Raw genomic sequence first — 15994 nt, 5'->3', positions numbered from 1 at the left:
ATCTTCTCCCTTTGGGTGTCAGCGCTCCCTCTGATGATGCGCGCGCGTTTTGACGCCTGTATTTCTCAGATGAGCGAGGACGGTGCTTGCGTGGAAGCCAAAATGCTCACCAACCTTAGTCAACGAAAGTCCCGATTCATAGAGGCGGGCCATCTCGCCGATCTGCGTTGGCGTTGGTGATCGGTGCCGAATGGGCACGCCCTGCCGTTTCAAGACAGCGCTGATCGTGACGCGATGACAGCCGTACTCGGCGGCAAGTTCGTAGACGGTCTTCCCTGTCTCATAGGCGGTGACGATCTGGCTAACCTTCTCGTCCGAGAGTCGCGGCTGCGTCGAGCGCTTACGATGTCTGTTCTCCTGCGGAAGCTCGCGGACTGGATCGGTTGAGAGGTGACGGTGTGCCTTCCGCAATTCGTTTGCATGCGAGGAGAACAGTCCCACCAGAAGAGGCTTACTGCAATCGGCGCCCTCGTAAACGCCGCCAGGCAGATCAAGCCACAGGTTTGCTGCTTTGGCCAGGCCGCCCTTCGGGGCGGCGTTTGGCGTTTCTGGGCCGCTGTGGTGCGCTGTCGCGGCTTGGGTGGCGGCGCGGGCCGCCTCGGGCGTTGCGCCCGCTGTGAGGCCCTCCCAGCCGCGTTCGGCGGCGAGAAGTTCCCGTAGCGGCGAGCGGATGTCGTCTCCAACGACTTCGTCGTAGGACACCAAGGCGTCGGCCCGCACTCCCAAGCAGGCGCAGTCGTCAAGCATGGCCAGCACCTGACCCACCAATGCAGCGATGGCCGCCCGGGGTCGAGAGCATCCGTGCTCTCCTCCGGGCTGGCCATCGCGAGTCTTTCCCCTTACCTCGTCCGTGTCATGCGGCCGCAGCAGGAACCATTTCGGTTCCCGGTCGCTCGCACAGGAGGAGGCGAATCATGGTCGAGGGACTCTATATCCCAGCAGATGACAGTGAAGCCGTGGAGATCCGCGAGCTGGAGAAGCTCGAGGACTATCAGGCGGCCGTGGGCGGCTGGATCGAGGCGGTCGATGTGCCGAGCCTTGGCGTCACCATCTACGTGAACGAGGAGGGGCTGCGGCGGCGGCTGCCGTTCAACCCCAGGGCTTCGTTCCTGTGGTGGTTCCATGGTCCCGGCGCGCATCAGGCGATGCTCGTCGGTGACGCGATCATCGTCGGCATCCCGGACGAGAACGGCGACGGTACCGATGTACCGGAGGAGGTTGTCGGTCTGCTCACGGTCGCTCGGGAGTACGCCATTGCCATTCAGATCGGCGGTGTCTCAGGGCCGAGTGAGTTGGGCGGCAAGCTGTCGAGCATCCTATTGCCGCTCACGCGTGGTGATCCGAGCGGGTGCGTCAGCGTGACCCGATACGAGGACTACTTCTCGGCGGCGGCGTGGGCGGTGGTGTTCCGCGTGCGGTGGGCTGATGCGGTCAACGTGAGGGCGGTTTCCGCCGTGGAGCTTCCTCGGCGCATGCAGTTCCCCATGGACACGCTACCCCCTGTGGAGTGATCGGCACGTTACCGGCCCACCTTGGCGGCATCCGACCGAGTTTGAGAGCTATGCGCTCTCGCTCGGCGGATGCTGCTCTTTTCATTTGCTCGCATCGTACGGTCACGCTGCGGCGCTGTGCATAAGGGAGTGTCGGTGCCTCCGCCTAGAATTGTCACTATTGAGATGCGCGTCACCCGGGCGTGGGACTCACGGCGGCGGGGAGACAACATGGCAGACGAGAACGCGCTCGTGCCAGTGTGGACGCTTGCCACCGAGACCGTGGCAGTGCCCGATCTCGTGGGTGATGCGGACATGACTCCCGAACGGCTTGCCGACTTGCGTACTGCGCTCGCGACGTTCGCGCAGGCTCCCATCGCGACGTTGGAGATGCACCCGATCGAGCGGCGCCGTGACCCGGCTGGCGGCATCGCGCTGAACGCCAGCAGCCCTCTCGCCCAGCAGCTCTCACAGCTAGTGACTCAGACCGCGCGATCTGCACCGGCCAAGGTCGACGTGGGGGCTACCGGTGAAGTGCTCTACCGCATGGTGGTGCCCGCGAAGGTCGCCTCCCAGGTGAGTAAGGGGCTTGTGAAGCCGATGGCGTCCAAAGCCGTATCGGGCGGCGTCTACAGTGCGCTCCGCGACTCGACGGGAATCGTCTCCAAGGCGACATTCGTCCCCGTGGCTGGCACGGGCGCGACAACCGGCGCTGCAGCAACTGCAGGCGTCGGCATTGCGGGCGCAGGAGCGCTGACCGTCGCCGCCCCGCTCGTTCTGATGGCTGTCGCCGTGGGAGCGAGCGCTTATGCCGACCATCAGCGGCAGAAAGCCATCGAACGGATCACTGACCTGCTTGAGCAGCTGCACGACGACAAGGTGGAGCAGGAACGCAACCGGCTCGACGGCTGCCGGGACGCGATCGACAAGGCCACCTCGGTGCTGCTCGATCAGGGCAAGATCGGGCAGTCGCTGGGACTGGACTCCGCGTCACACGAGATCAGCACCGCGATCGCCGCTATCCGCACCAGGCTCAAGAAGTGGGAGGACGCACTCGCAGAACTCCCCGAGGGGCCGGTGGAGCTGACGGCTCTGACGGAGGCATTCCCTGGCATCACCGACGAGAACGGTGCCTTCAGCGCGCACCTGGAGACCGCGAGGCTGGCCATCGCCCTGAAGCGTCGTGTCCTGGTGCTGCAAGCTGTCGAGCACGCGCAGCTCGACGGCACTGGCAATCCGTTCAAGTCGTTCCTGAGCGAGCTGCGCAGCGACGAGCAGCGGCTGAACGATCTCGAATCGAGCATCAATGGTGTGCTGTTGCGTCTGTCCTCGCTTGAGCTCAAGCGTCCGAGCGGTCTGCTGAAGAAGGTGCACTATGCGCCATCCGACGTCGACAAGTTGCTCACTGCCGCGTACAGGCTCAAGGGCCTCAGCAGCAGTCTCGACTCGGTTGGGAGCCATGCTGACGTGGTAATCGAGATCGAGCGGGGCCGTGACGGCTCCGTCGTGGTGTTTCCAGCTGAAGCAATCGAAGCGTGAGCTGACCTGATCCGTTGAGCGTCCCTGACCGTGCAGGCTCTTCTACAGACGCGGACTACTTCTTCGCGGCTTCGGCGAGTTTCTGGTTGCTGACGATGTAGACGTTGCGGCTCCAGTGCCAGTCGGTGATGAGGGCTGAGCCGTCGAACCATTCGCGGTCGCCTTCTGCGAGGTAGACGCCTGCGGCGTCGTCGGGGATGGCGTCGGCGTCGTCGACGCTGGCGATGAGGGCGAACTTGGTGCCGTTGGAGAAATAGAGGTAGTGCTTCGCGCCGTACATGGTGTCGCAGTCCTCGGTGCTTGTTGCATCCGTGTCCTGCGCTGTCTTGGCGGTCTTGGCGATACCTGCGGGGTCACGTGGGATGGCGTCGATGACGGCTTCGCGCTCGAGATCGGCAAGGAAGCCGAGATTGGCGTCGCTGTCGAAGCTACCGCCCGCGCAAGTGCCAGTGCTGATCGGATAGTCACCGTGCTGCTCTTTGTAGGTCTTGAGTGCTGCGGCGAGACGGTCGAGGTCGGCCACGCGCTTGGCGTCACCGCGAGGGAGATCCTTCTCCTCGTGCTGCTTCTCGGCAGTCTGGGAGCTGGAGTCATTGGCGGTCGGGGTCTGGTCGGTGAGGCTTGGGAGGGTGAGTCGGATGAGGCCGTAGGTGATGCCGACGGTGACGGCAATGATCAGGACGGTGAAGATGATCCGGCTGCGGGTTTCTCGTTGCTGGTGGTAACTGCTCATGCTGCTTTTTCTCCTGCTGCTACTTTGGCGGCAGCGACGCGCTTAGGTTGCTGTTTCGGCTCCACGGCGAGCTTCGGGGTCGGCTTCCACGCCACCTCGCGGATGCCCGCGAGCCATTTCAGGACGGCCACGAGGGGGCCGGCGGTGTCGATGTGTCCCGCGTCAACGCAGCCGCCCGCACCTCCCACACCACAACACGCCGCACAACAAACCCCTCTCAAACGAGGTGTTGCGCTAACACCCTGAAACCGCCACCGTCCGCGGTGCGCTTTCCGTCTTTCACCGAGCGTCCGGCGTCACTCGTAGCGCACCTGCTCCGTGCGCAGCAGGCGACGGCCGGCCGCCGTGGCGATCCCGATCGCGATCACGGCCATGACGGCCGTGGCGATGAGGGCGATCGGCATCAGGGGATCAGGCCAGCCGACCGTCCGGTCGGCCGACAGCGACGTGACCAGCAGCCAGGCGGTGAGGGAGCCGGTGCCGGCAGAGATGACCGTGACGCCGATCAGCGGCACGAGAGTCTCCCGCGTGATGAGGCCCCGCAGGGTGCCGTTCGGCATGCCGATCAGGCGCAGCAGCGCCAGCGTCCGGCGGCGGTCGTACAGCGCAGCGATGGTTGCCATGACGAGGACCGAAGCGGCGAGCAGCGTCGCGATCCCGATGGCGAAACGGCCGATCTCCGCGAACTGGATGGCCAGGTTCGTGTCGGCGTTCGAGACGAACTCGTCGCGCGTCCACGCGCCGGTGCTCGGATCCACCTGGGGCAGCGCGAGCAGGATGGTGCGGGCCCGCTCGACGGCTGCGGGGGTGTCGTCGGTCCGGATGATCACCGCGGCGATCGGCAGCGAGGACACTTCGGTGACGTCGGCACCCGTCAGCGCGGGCGTGTCTGGCGCGAGGGAGAAGATGCCGCCGACAACGGACAGCACCGGGCTCGGGGGCAAACTCGTCGCGCCCAGGCGAGCGGCGTCGTCCGCGGTGAGGAAGACGCCGTCGACGTTGCCGTGAACGACGATGACGTCGCGTACGCCGGGCTCGTCGCGGGCGGCCTGCAGCGCATCCGTCAGCAGCGATTCGTCCACCGGATGATCGCCTGCGGCGGCGAACTCCACGGCTACGGCATCCGTGGGCAGCAGCACATCGCTGCCGAAGGAGTCGGCGTCCGCTCGTGCGGTGACAGCGGTGGCGAACAGGGACACCAGGAACGTCGCCGCTACGAGGCCCGCGACCGAGCGGAACACCGCCGCGGGGGTTCGCAGAATCCGTCGGGATGCGAGGACCCCGGTACCGCTCGTCGCCATCGTCGCATACGCCCGTCCCGTGAGGTAGGTGATGTAGGGGCCCGCGATGACGAGCCCGACCGCGAGTACCGCGAAGCAGGCGATCACGGCGATGGTGGTGGGGACGGGGAGTGCGGAGCCGGCGAAGCGCACGACGCCCAGGGCGAGCAGCCCCGCCAGGAAAGGCATGACGCGCCAGAGCCTCGGAGCGCGCTCGAACACGGCCTGCGTGGTGGTGGCGTGCGAGTCGGAACGGATCGCCGACCAGGTCGCCGCGATCACCGACCCCACGACCACGACGACCACCACCAACGCCAGGGTGCCGGGGTCGACAGTGAGATCGGCGAGGGCCAGTCGCTCGCCCGCGACCCGCAGCAGCGCCAGCAGCGGGCGGGTGGCGGAGAACAGCCCGATCCCGACCAGCGCGCCGATCGCAGCGCTGAAACCGGCCTCCACCGCTGCGGTCCGCACCAGGAATCGTCCCGATGCGCCGATGGTGCGCAGCGTCTGATTCCGCTCGGACCGTGCGGCTGCCCCCAGCGACGTCGCCACGGCGACGAGCAGGAACGCCGGCATGAGGAGCGCGATCGCGCCCACAGCCGCCAGCGCCTGATAGTTCTCGTTGCCGCCGAAGCTCTGGCCGTCGAACGGCATCATCTCCAGCGCCGACCTCTCGGCTGCGACCGACTCCGGCGTCGCGCCGACGATCACGGCGAGGGTGTCCGGGCTGGGCAGCAGATCGGCCGGGATCTCCCCGACGAAGGTGCCGTAGCGTTCACCCAGCCGGTCGGCGGGATTCGCCTCGATCATGGCGACCAGGGCCGGGGAAGCGAGGTAGCTGCCGGGCGCGGGCGGCTCGGCGATGCCGGGCAGCGGCATCCCCGACGCGGGAACGGACGCATCCATCCGGCTGATGCGCTGTCCCTGGAAGGTGTCGGTGCCGGTGGCGACGACCGTGGCATCGGTGACGGGCCCGGAGACGGCGGTGCCGGAGGGGTGCAACCAGGCCCCGCGCAGATCGCGCGTCTCCATGGCGCCGGCCCCGGCGATGAGCATGAGCACGACGAGCACACCGGCGGCCACCCCGGAGGCGATGGCGGCCAATCGCCCCCAGTTCCCGCGACTGCCGAACGTCAGCAGACGCATCGCGCCGATCATCGCGCGCCCGCAGCCGCCGGGTCGAGCACGAGACCGTCCCGGATGAAGATCTCGCGGTCGCTGTACGACGCCACCCGGCCATCGTGAGTCACGAGGATCAGGGTCGTGCCGGTGGTCCGGACGACCTCCGTGAGGGTCTGCATGACCTTCTCCGCCGTCAGGGAGTCGAGGGCTCCCGTCGGTTCATCCGCGAAGAGCACCTCGGGGCTCGTGACGAGCGCGCGCGAGAGGGCGACGCGCTGCGCCTGGCCGCCGGAGAGCTCAGCGGGAAGACGCTTCGCGAACCCACCGAGCTCCAGCCGGTCCAGCCACTCGTGTGCCTGCACCAGCGCGCTCTTGCGCTTCATCCCCGCGAGCATCAGGGGTAGTGCGACATTGTCTTCGGCGGTCAGTTCGGGCAGGAGCTGGCCGAACTGGAACATGAACCCGAGGCGGGTGAGGCGGAACCGGGCGCGGCCGGCCTCGTCCAGAGCGCTGATGACGGTGTCTCCCACCCGCACCTCGCCGGCATCCGGCGCGATCACGCCGGCCAAGCTGTGCAGCAGGGTCGATTTGCCGGAGCCGGACGGTCCCATGATTGCGACGATCTCGCCGCGCGTGATCTCCACGTCGACGCCGCGGAGGGCGTGGGCGGTGCCGTAGTGCTTGTGGAGGCCGCGCGCCACGATGGCGGGCGGCCGGGCCTCCGAGGGGGTGACGATGCTCATCGCAGGGACTCCTTCAGGTCGTTCAGGCGGGCTTCGGTGGTGTCGATCCAGCGGAGGTCCGCCTCGACGCGGAAGAGGGACTGGTCATAGGCGAGGACGTCGAGCAGATCGGCACCATGCTTGGCCCGTGTGAGGCCGCGCATCGTGTCCAGGAGCATGCTGCGGTGCAGAGCAAGCAGGCGTACGGCGTCCTCATCGAGCAGCAGCGACACCACCACCTTCGCGAAGAGGTTGCTGCGCCCGGTCGCCTCCTCGTCCGGCTGGGTGAGCCACTGCATCACGCGCTCGCGCCCGGCCGGGAGGCCGCGGTACCGCTTGCGAGTGGGGCCTCCGCCTTCCTCCACGCCGTCCATCACGATGAGCTCGTCACGCTCGAGCCGCGCGAGCATGGCGTAGACCTGCCCGAACTTGAGCGCGCGTTCCGCGCCGAAGTAGTCGTCGTAGCGCTGCTTGAGCTCATAGCCGTACCCCGGCCGAGCCTCGATCAGTCCGAGGAATGCCTGTGATGTGTCCACGCCAGCGACTATACACTCAGTGTGTAGTGCCGTTTCTGGCAGAGCGCTGAACCTGGCTGCCCGTTCTCAGACCGTCCGCACCACGCGCGCCAGGCCTGCCGCTGCGGCCGTGGACAGCGCCATGGTCGCGAGGGCGAACACGACGAGCACCGGGATCATCGGCAACCACAGCAGGGCGAAGCCGATGAGGACCGGGGGGAGGGTCATGCCGGCGTAGGCCATGAGGAACACGCCTGCCAGTACCTCTCCGCGACGGGCCGCGTCGCCCAGCGCGGCACCGGTGATCAGGGCGCTGCGGAAGAGGAACCCCACGCCGAACCCTGCGATCACGCCGCCCCCGATGAACAACGCGGTCGAGGCGATCAGTGCCGCGAGTGCGAACGTCGTCATCCCGGCGAGGACGGCGATCGCGCCCGCCATGATCTGTGCGCGCGCGACCAGTCGCCCGGAGATGAGCTGGGCGGCGGCTGCGGCCCCGAACACGGCGAAGGCCGTGGATCCGACCGCGAGCGGGTCGTGGACGCCGCCGATCTCGGCGAGGAACGCCGGGGACACGGAGCCGAAGAATCCGGTGATCGCGAATGCGGCGAAGGCTGCGGCGCCGGCGAGCAGGAATGCGGAGCGGCGCTCCCGCGGTACCGCGACGCGCTGGCGTCGGTAGCTCGTGCGCAGGGGCACCGTCGCCACGGTCTCCGGGATCCGGGAGAGCAGGATGGCGGCGGCGATCAGTCCGCCCAGGAAGACGAGGTACGGCGCGAACAGTGGCCACGCCGACCACTCGCCGAAGAGCCCGCCGATGAGCGGGCCGAGCGCGAGGCCGCCGAGGTTGGCGACGGTCGCCACGGTGGCGGCGATCCCGGCCTCGCCCGAATGATGGATGCGGAGCTCGCTCAGCCCGGCCGTCGCCGCTGCCGTGAGGAGACCGACGGCGAGTCCGGAGACGAAGCGCGCGGCCAGCAGGGTGGGAATCCCTCCCGAGAGCAGGAAGATGATGCTGGAGACGGCCTCCACGAGCGCGGCCATGACCAGCATGCGCCGACGGCCGACCCAGTCGCTGATATGGCCACCGAAGCTCAGTGCGACGATGACGCCCACGGCGTACGCGGCGAAGATGAGCGTCACGGTGAACGTGGGGAACCCCTCGCGCTGCTGGTAGATCGCGTACAGGGGAGTGGGAACGGTCGCGAACGCCATCATGAGCAGGAAGGATGCGGCGACCACCCAGAAGGCGGCGCCGGGGGTGAGCAGGCGGCGCCGCTCGAGCAGGATCGTGGACATGACTCCATGGTCGATCCGTCGATTGATCGTGTCCAACGCAGAGAATGGATATCATCTATCGCTTTACTCGATAACATGAACCGTGGATATCCGGCTGATCGAGTACTTCGTGATCGTCGCGGACGAGCGCAGCGTGACTCGCGCGGCGCAGCGGCTCTATGCCGCGCAGTCCACGGTTTCCGCCGGCTTGCGAAGTCTGGAGCAGGAACTCGGCGTCTCCCTGCTCGAGCGCACCACACGCAGCGTCGGCTTGACACCGGCGGGCGAGGATCTGCTCGCAGCGGCGAGGTCGATCATCGACGGATGGGAGAGCATGCGCGAAGCTGCGTCGGAGTCGACGGCAGGCGTCCGAGGCCGCGTTTCGATCGGCACGTTCACAGCGATGCCGTTGATGGACCTGCCGCGTGTGCTGGGGCAGTTCCGCCGTGATTTCCCGCTGGTCGACGTACACCTGATGGCCTCGCCGTCGGGCTCGACCGGGCTGGTCGACGACGTCATGCAGGGCCGGCTGGACCTCGCCTTCACCACGGTGCCGCCGCCCGTGGGACTCATCGCTCACGAGCTGGCACAGGTGCCGTACGTCGCTCTGGTTCCGCACGGCCACGAACTGGTGGATGCCGGCACGGTCGATCTGGCCGCTCTGGCGGATCTGCCCTGGGTCGACGTGCTGCCCGGCTACGGAAACCGTGTCCAGATCGATCGGGCGCTCGCTCAGCGGGGGCTCTCGCGTCGCATCGTGGCCGAGATCGAGGCCATGCCGAGCATCCCGGAGTATGTCGCGGCGGGGCTCGGCATCGCCGCGATCCCGGACGGGATGCCCGCACCGGGGTGCGTGAGCCTGCCGATCGTGGACATGCCGGAGCCGTGGATCCTGTCCCTGGTGGCGGGAGCGAGTGCGGCACGGCGTCGTCCCGTGGATGCGCTGCGACGTGCGATCGCGGCAGCGCCACTGCGATTGGTGTGATCCCTCACACCACCTGAGCCGGGTCCACGATCGGAGCCGGGGTGCCGGGGGCTCCCCGGCTGAGCAGCAGCGCGGCTGTGACGGCGCCGGCAAGGCTGACCGATGCCGCCACGAGGAACCCGAGCCGGAAGTCGGCGAGAGCGGGCGGAGTGGTCGAGATGATCCCCGCCACTGTCTGGGTGGCGAGGGCTCCTCCAATCGCCCGGGAGATCGTGATGAGGGCCGTGGAGACGCCCACCTGATCGGCCGCCGCGCCCGCAGCCGCCGAGGCGAACACGACAGTGGAGGCGGCCCCGGCACCGATGCCCGCGAGGATGAGCGATGTGGCGATACCCGCAGGGGTCGGTGCGAGGATGCCGGTCAGCGCTCCGCAGGCCATCAGCAGCAGTGCCAGGGTCGCCGGCCCTCGAACGCCGAGTGGTCGCGACAGCGGTCCCATGGCGAGAGAGGCCGCGATCCCGGCGCCGTACGCCGCGGCGAGCATCGCGCTGGTCTGACTGGGTGAGGCGCCCCAGCCGAATCCGGAAGACGGGGGCTGGGCGATGAACTGCGGAACCAGGAAGACCAGGGACGCGTAGCCGCCACCGATCGCGACCCCGACCAGGACCGCCCCGCCCACGCTTCGCGACCGCAGTGCCGTCACGTCGACCATCGGTGTGGGGACCCGGCTCTCCACGCGCACCCAGACGGTCCCGGCCGCGGCGGTGAGCACGAGAAGCGTCAGCGTCAGGGGTGAGAACCACCCGCCAGCGGACGAACTCGTCAGCGTCGCCACGAGGAGAAGCAGTGTGGTGGACAGGAGGGCTGCGCCACGCCAATCGAGGCGAGCCGCGTGGCGCGCTTCCCGACGCCCGCGGCGACGTGCGGCGAAAGCCCCGATCGCCCCGATACTCACCAGCGCGGTGGGCACACCGTAGAGTGCTGCGCGCGAACTCGCCTCAAGGATCGGCCCGGCGAGCAGAACGCCGAATCCCGCACCGGCGACGCTCATCGCGATGAGCACTCCCGAGGCAGTGCGCACCCCGTCCGGCGGAAGGAGACCGCGCAGCATCACGAAGCCCACGGGGATGATCCCCAGGGCGAAGCCCTGAAGAGCCTGGCCCGCGATGAAGGCCCAGAACGCCGGCGCGAACGCGCTCAGCAGGCCCCCGCACGCGGTGATGCAGATCAGCCATCCCAGCGTTCGTTCCGCGCCATGCACATCGGCCAGACTCCCCGCGATCGGGGTGATGATGACGGTCACGACGGTGGGGATGACCGTGGCCAGCGCTCCCACTGCCGCGGTGACGGCGAAATCCTGCTGCAGGCGGGGCAGCACCGGGACGATGAACCCCTCGAGCGAAGCTGCGGAGAGCACGATGATGGCGAGGCTGCAGATCACGAGCCAGCGGCGGGAGGTCGCTGCGGCGAGTGGAGGTGAGGGGGTCATCGGGCTCCTCGGATCATGGCGCTGATCGTCGCTGATGCAGGCCGGCTTCTATTTCGTTACGCGTAACGATATGGTGGGCTCATGGTAGCGGATTCGCACAGGCGCGCAAGAGCGGGGCGGCCGGCATCCCTGGATCCTGCGGCGCTGCTCGAAGCGGCCACCGTGCTCGCCGACGAGGAAGGCCTGGAGGCCGTCACCTTCCGAGCGCTGGCTGAGCGCCTCGGGGTATCGCCCATGGCCGTTCACCGTGCGAGCGGCGGCATCGAGGCGCTGCGGCACCGGCTGATCGCGCGCGTGGTGGATGAGGGGATCGCCGCTCTGGAGTGGGCTGAGCCCGGCTGGCGAGCGCGCGTGGAGATGTTCGCCCTCGCGCTGCGCGATCTGCTGATGCGTCACCCCCTCGTGCTGGAGGCTCATCGGCGTGCCTCGCTGGACACTCCCGACGCCGACGACATTGCCCATCGGGTCGTGGCGACGCTGCGGGATGCCGGACTCGATGAGGAGGCGGCGGTGTACTCCTACGCCGCTGTGCATGACTTCGTCACCGGACACGCGGCCATTCGTCTGGGGCGGGGCGATGCCGAGCTGTCGGAGATCCCGGCGACGCGGCGCGCCGCATCCGTCTTCGACAGGTATCACGATCCCGAGCGCCGGTTCCGTATCGGGCTGGATCTGCTTCTGGACGGGATCGCGCAGCGGCTGAGCGGGGGTGCGGAGTGACCGATCCGGCGGAGAATCCGCCTCCCGTCACGCACCGGTTGCGGGTGGGTGCGCGCACGATCGCGTACTGCGAATACGGCGACCCCGCCGGCGTGCCGGTCCTCGCCGCACACGGCTCACCGGGGTCGCGGTATCAGCTCGCACCACTCGCAGCCGCCGCAACGCGAGCACGCGTGCGCATCATCAGTCCGGATCGCCCGGGTTTCGGGGAGACGACTCGTGAGCGGCGTCGCGGATTCGCGACCGGGTCCGGGGATGCGATCGCCCTGCTCGACGAGCTGGGCATCGACTCGGCGGTGGCGCTCGGCTTCTCCGGCGGTGCGGGGTACTCCCTGGCTCTTGCGCGCGAGCACCCCGACCGCATCGAGCGCGTCGTCCTGGTCTGCGGCATGCTTCCCGGGGCTCCGCCGCGGACACTGCGCGCGCGAATCCCGATCGTGACGGCGCTCTACCGGGTTGCCCGGTTCCTGCCGGGCCTGGCCGTTGCCATGCTCGACGGGCGCGGTCCGTTCGGGGCGACGCGGGAGCGCAACCTCTCCGCATGGCCGAGCGCCGATCGCGAGGTCATGGTCGATGCTGCGATGGCGCCGATGATGGCGCGTGATGCTCGCGCGGGCGCCCGTCAGGGCTCGCGCGCCGCCATCGATGACCTTCGCGAGTACTTCCGGCGGTTTCCGCTGGAAGATGTGCTCCAGCCCGTCGACCTGCTGCACGGCACCGCGGATGGGAACGTCCCGATCGCGGTGGCACAGTGGGGTGCGACACGGTTCCCGGACGCGCTGGTGCGCGAGTTTGAGCAGCAGGGGCACTACTTCGCGGTGACGCACGCCGACGAGGTGGCCGAGGCGCTGCGAGAGCCGCGGCCGCGGGTCCGCCGGAGCGCCCCCGCGGAATGACGTGACCCGTCCCGCGCCTGAGACTCCGCGGGATCCCGCGTCCGCCAGCCGGTCAGGCGCGTTTGACGACACTCGATTTCAGCAGCATGGCTCCGAATCCGTCGACGCGGCAGTCGATGTCGTGGCCGTTCACCGGCTCGATCAGCCGGATGTTGCGCACCTTGGTCCCGGCCTTGATGGGCCGGGCTGCGCCGGCGACCTTGATCGACGTCGTCACAATCACCGAATCGCCGTCGGCGAGGATGTTGCCGACCGCGTCGAGCACGCTGCGTGGATGCGGATCCACGGCCTCAGTCGCACCGGCCTGACTCCATTCGTGGCCGCAGAGGGCGCAGGCGACGAGTGCGCCCAGCTCGTAGGTGTGCTCACTGCCGCAATCCGGGCACGAGGGAAGGGGATCGACCATGGGGTCATGATATCGCGATATGATCAATTCATCATATCGCGTGAAGGAGAGCCATGCTCAGCGACCCCAGCCGACCGCTGTATGAGGTGAAGGCCGGACTGTTCAAGGGGCTGGCTCACCCCATTCGCATCCGCATCCTGGAGATCCTCTCCGGAGCCGATGAGGTCTCGGTTTCGGACCTGCTGAGGGACATCGAACTAGAGCCGTCCCATGTCTCCCAGCACCTGGCGGTGCTGCGCGGTCATCGTCTGGTGGTGTCCGAGCGGCGGGGGAGCCTGGTGTTCTACCGGCTGGCGTATCCGCAGGTAGCGGACCTGCTTCGGGTGGCGCGTGCGCTCCTCGGAGAGATCCTGGAGACCACGCATCAGCAGCTCGCCGAGCAAGGCGCTCTTCCCGCGATCCCGGACACGTCTCGGAGTATCGACCGCTGATGAGGCGTCACAGCTCGCTCCTGCCCTCGATCGCCGACTACCGCGAGGTGCCGCGAACGTGGCGCGGAGATCTCCTGGCAGGGCTCACCGTGGGAATCGTCGCGCTCCCTCTCGCGCTCGCCTTCGGCGTCAGCTCCGGTGCCGGGGCGGCGAGCGGGCTGGTCACCGCGATCATCGCGGGCGTCATCGCCGCCGTCTTCGGGGGCTCGAACGTGCAGGTTTCCGGACCGACGGGCGCGATGGTCGTGGTTCTGGGGCCCATCATCGCCTCGCACGGCCTGTCCGCGCTGGCCACAGTATGCGCTCTCGCAGGTGGCATCGTGCTGCTGTGCGGTGTGATGCGGCTGGGGCGGACGATCGCATACATCCCCTGGCCGGTGATCGAGGGGTTCACTCTCGGCATCGCCGTGATCATCTTCCTCCAGCAGGTTCCGCTCGCGATCGGATCGGAGGGTGCGCATAGCGCGAACGCCGTGATCGCGGCAGGGGAGTCCGTGGGGTCGATGGCATGGCCCGGTGCGGGGTGGTCCCTCATGCTTGCGACGATCGTGGCGGTGGTGATGGCCGTCGGGGATCGGATGGCTCCCCGCTTTCCGGCATCGCTTGTGGGAATTGCACTGGCCACTGCCGTCGCGATCGGTTTCGAGCTCCCCGTCGCGACCATCGGCGCCTTGCCGCCCGGCCTGCCCAGCCCGACCCCTCCCTCCTTCGACCCGTCGCTGGTCGTGCAGCTGCTGATGCCCGCTGCGGCGGTCGCCGCACTCGCGGCGATCGAGTCGCTCCTGTCCGCACGGGTCGCGTCCACGCTCGCGGACACAGGCCCGTACGATCCGGATCGGGAACTCGTCGGCCAGGGACTGGCCTCCATCGCAGCCGGTTTCTTCGGAGGGATGCCCGCCACCGGTGCTATCGCACGCACCGCCGTGGGCGTTCGGGCCGGCGCGCGCAGTCGCCTCGCTGCCATCACCCACGCGCTGCTGCTTCTGCTGATCGTGCTGGTCGGGGCTGCTGCTGTCTCCCGTATCCCGCTCGCGGCGCTGGCCGGCGTGCTGATGGTGACGGCGACGCGGATGGTCTCGCGGCGTACCGCGACGATGATCCTGCGGGCGTCGCGCCCCGATGCTCTGCTCTTCTGCCTCACCGCGGCGATCACCGTGAGCGTGGACCTCATCTACGCCGTGGTCGCGGGAATCGCGGTGGCAGGGGTTCTCGCGTTGCGACAGGTCGCGCGTGCGAGCGGTGTGCATCGTGAGGAGATTCCGGGTGCCTCACAACCGGGAGACGAACGGATCGCCGTGTTCCGCGTGGAGGGGGCGTTGATCTTCGCAGCCGCGGAGCGGATGATCGACCGGATCTCCCGTCTGGAGAACGTAGAGGTGGTCGTCCTGCGTATGTCTCAGGTGCAGCTGCTCGATGCCACCGGTGCGCGCGTCGTCGCGGAGATGATCGAAGCGCTGGAGAGGCGCGGCGTCGTCGTGCTGCTCAAGGGCATTCGCGCGGATCAGCGTGGCCTTGCGGAGAGGGTCGGTGTCCTCGCATCACTGCGGCATGCCGACCACCAGTTCTCCGACCTTGCCGGAGCCATCGAGCATGCCCGCAGCCACGTGGCTCGCGGGCGACCGGGCGTCTAAACGCCGCCGGCGCGCAGGTCGGGCCAGGGCTGGGGGAGGAGTTCTTCCAGCGTGACGTCGAGGACCTGTGCGATCGCCATGATGTTGTGAAGGGCGGGGTTTGCCGGGGTGCCCGGCATGGACTCGCCCTTCTCGAACTTCTGAAAGGTGTACCGGGTCAGTCCGGCGGCGTAGGCCACCTGCTCCTGTGTGAGCCCGCGCGCGATGCGAAGACGGTGGATGCTCGCGCCGAGCTCGCGCGCGTACTGGGTCCACTCGCCGCTGGGTCGTCGTTTTGCCACCCATCCACACTCGGTGCTCGACCTCTCCTATATAGCCTCCTTCATCTGGCAGACTTTGCGTGCTACTCTCGCGGCCCGTGGTGAAGAGATCCCTTCGCCGCGATGCGACAGGCTCGGCGGGAATGTCCGAAGCGGGTGATGTACTTCCAGGAACGGCGTGTGCCCCGCCAGATCGGAGGGAGTCTCACGTGCAATCCGAACGACCCGCCTGGCTCGCGCAATGGTGTCCTGTCTGGTGCAGCGGCGACCATGACGGCCAGGAGCTGCTCGATGACCGCCGTCATCAGTCCGTCGCCCACTGGTGGCCGGAGCTGGTCCGGCGCCGGCAGGTTCTGCCCTCCGGGGAGGTCCACCGCGTGGTCGTGCCCACCGAGATGTCCGTGATCGCGGTGCAGCAGATCGGCGAGCGACAACCGTGGGTGGCTCTGACGACGGACAGCGAGCTCGTGGAGCTGACCCCGGAGGGTGCCCGGCGGCTTCTCCACGAGCTCGCAGACGTGCTTACGCGGATGGAAGACGCGGACGACGGCTGAATG

The 15994-nt window shown here is 68.2% G+C and carries 17 protein-coding genes; 8 read left to right on the top strand and 9 right to left on the bottom strand.

The window, feature by feature from the left end; translation table 11 throughout:
• Positions 1-18: 18 nt before the first annotated feature.
• Positions 19-765, bottom strand: coding sequence for a hypothetical protein (locus tag ACIQJ5_RS10635; RefSeq protein ID WP_402843639.1), 747 nt, complete (start codon positions 763-765; stop codon positions 19-21).
• A gap of 149 nt (positions 766-914) precedes the next feature.
• Here ACIQJ5_RS10635 and ACIQJ5_RS10630 point away from each other — a divergent pair, with 149 nt between their 5' ends.
• A complete protein-coding gene (locus ACIQJ5_RS10630) occupies positions 915-1511 on the top strand; it encodes a DUF3846 domain-containing protein (protein WP_402843636.1) in 597 nt (198 codons plus the stop codon).
• 210 nt (positions 1512-1721) lie between these two features.
• Complete coding sequence (locus tag ACIQJ5_RS10625) at positions 1722-3029, top strand: hypothetical protein (protein WP_402843634.1); 1308 nt, start codon at positions 1722-1724, stop codon at positions 3027-3029.
• A 55-nt stretch (positions 3030-3084) separates the two neighbouring features.
• On the opposite strand, the gene ACIQJ5_RS10620 is transcribed toward ACIQJ5_RS10625, so the two are convergent.
• From ACIQJ5_RS10620 to ACIQJ5_RS10600, 5 genes are all read right to left on the bottom strand, one after another.
• Positions 3085-3762 (bottom strand): hypothetical protein, encoded by a 678-nt coding sequence (locus ACIQJ5_RS10620; RefSeq protein ID WP_402843631.1) that lies wholly within the window; start codon positions 3760-3762, stop codon positions 3085-3087.
• Positions 3763-4058: 296 nt separating this feature from the next.
• Positions 4059-6188 (bottom strand): FtsX-like permease family protein, encoded by a 2130-nt coding sequence (locus ACIQJ5_RS10615; protein ID WP_402843628.1) that lies wholly within the window; start codon positions 6186-6188, stop codon positions 4059-4061.
• 8 nt (positions 6189-6196) lie between these two features.
• On the bottom strand, positions 6197-6907 hold the full coding sequence (locus ACIQJ5_RS10610) for an ABC transporter ATP-binding protein (protein WP_402843625.1): 711 nt from the start codon (positions 6905-6907) through the stop codon (positions 6197-6199).
• Positions 6904-7422 carry a PadR family transcriptional regulator gene (locus ACIQJ5_RS10605; protein ID WP_402843622.1) on the bottom strand — a complete coding sequence of 173 codons (519 nt, stop codon included), beginning with the start codon at positions 7420-7422 and terminating at the stop codon, positions 6904-6906. Before ACIQJ5_RS10605 ends, ACIQJ5_RS10610 begins: the two co-directional genes overlap by 4 nt.
• 66 nt (positions 7423-7488) lie before the next feature.
• Entirely contained in the window at positions 7489-8700 is a 1212-nt protein-coding gene (locus ACIQJ5_RS10600) for an MFS transporter (protein ID WP_402843619.1), read from the bottom strand.
• Positions 8701-8782: 82 nt separating this feature from the next.
• Here ACIQJ5_RS10600 and ACIQJ5_RS10595 point away from each other — a divergent pair, with 82 nt between their 5' ends.
• On the top strand, positions 8783-9664 hold the full coding sequence (locus tag ACIQJ5_RS10595) for a LysR family transcriptional regulator (RefSeq protein ID WP_402843616.1): 882 nt from the start codon (positions 8783-8785) through the stop codon (positions 9662-9664).
• A 4-nt stretch (positions 9665-9668) separates the two neighbouring features.
• On the opposite strand, the gene ACIQJ5_RS10590 is transcribed toward ACIQJ5_RS10595, so the two are convergent.
• Positions 9669-11093, bottom strand: coding sequence for an MFS transporter (locus ACIQJ5_RS10590; RefSeq protein WP_402843613.1), 1425 nt, complete (start codon positions 11091-11093; stop codon positions 9669-9671).
• Positions 11094-11174: 81 nt separating this feature from the next.
• On the opposite strand from ACIQJ5_RS10590, the gene ACIQJ5_RS10585 reads away from it, so the two are divergent.
• Positions 11175-11813 carry a TetR/AcrR family transcriptional regulator gene (locus tag ACIQJ5_RS10585; protein ID WP_402843610.1) on the top strand — a complete coding sequence of 213 codons (639 nt, stop codon included), beginning with the start codon at positions 11175-11177 and terminating at the stop codon, positions 11811-11813.
• The gene (locus ACIQJ5_RS10580; RefSeq protein ID WP_231092232.1) at positions 11810-12709 is read left to right on the top strand and encodes an alpha/beta fold hydrolase; all 900 of its coding nucleotides are present in this window, start codon (positions 11810-11812) and stop codon (positions 12707-12709) included. The genes ACIQJ5_RS10585 and ACIQJ5_RS10580 overlap by 4 nt, the downstream gene beginning before the upstream one ends.
• 52 nt (positions 12710-12761) lie before the next feature.
• On the opposite strand, the gene ACIQJ5_RS10575 is transcribed toward ACIQJ5_RS10580, so the two are convergent.
• A complete protein-coding gene (locus ACIQJ5_RS10575) occupies positions 12762-13115 on the bottom strand; it encodes a zinc ribbon domain-containing protein YjdM (protein ID WP_231092233.1) in 354 nt (117 codons plus the stop codon).
• A gap of 53 nt (positions 13116-13168) precedes the next feature.
• Here ACIQJ5_RS10575 and ACIQJ5_RS10570 point away from each other — a divergent pair, with 53 nt between their 5' ends.
• Both ACIQJ5_RS10570 and ACIQJ5_RS10565 read left to right on the top strand, forming a co-directional pair.
• The gene (locus ACIQJ5_RS10570) at positions 13169-13546 is read left to right on the top strand and encodes an ArsR/SmtB family transcription factor (RefSeq protein ID WP_402843605.1); all 378 of its coding nucleotides are present in this window, start codon (positions 13169-13171) and stop codon (positions 13544-13546) included.
• The gene (locus tag ACIQJ5_RS10565; RefSeq protein WP_402843602.1) at positions 13546-15177 is read left to right on the top strand and encodes a SulP family inorganic anion transporter; all 1632 of its coding nucleotides are present in this window, start codon (positions 13546-13548) and stop codon (positions 15175-15177) included. Before ACIQJ5_RS10570 ends, ACIQJ5_RS10565 begins: the two co-directional genes overlap by 1 nt.
• Here the strand turns inward: ACIQJ5_RS10565 and ACIQJ5_RS10560 are convergent.
• Complete coding sequence (locus ACIQJ5_RS10560; protein WP_231092236.1) at positions 15174-15458, bottom strand: helix-turn-helix domain-containing protein; 285 nt, start codon at positions 15456-15458, stop codon at positions 15174-15176. The two genes, ACIQJ5_RS10565 and ACIQJ5_RS10560, sit on opposite strands and share 4 nt — an antisense overlap.
• Positions 15459-15646: 188 nt before the next feature.
• On the opposite strand from ACIQJ5_RS10560, the gene ACIQJ5_RS10555 reads away from it, so the two are divergent.
• Entirely contained in the window at positions 15647-15991 is a 345-nt protein-coding gene (locus tag ACIQJ5_RS10555; RefSeq protein ID WP_402843598.1) for a DUF6907 domain-containing protein, read from the top strand.
• Positions 15992-15994 lie beyond the last annotated feature (3 nt).

It is taken from the genome of Microbacterium sp. GXS0129, assembly GCF_044769785.1.
GTDB lineage: Bacteria > Actinomycetota > Actinomycetes > Actinomycetales > Microbacteriaceae > Microbacterium > Microbacterium nymphoidis.
The sequence above is the reverse complement of the archived record's forward strand: the minus strand, read 5'-3'. Positions and strand labels throughout refer to the sequence as shown.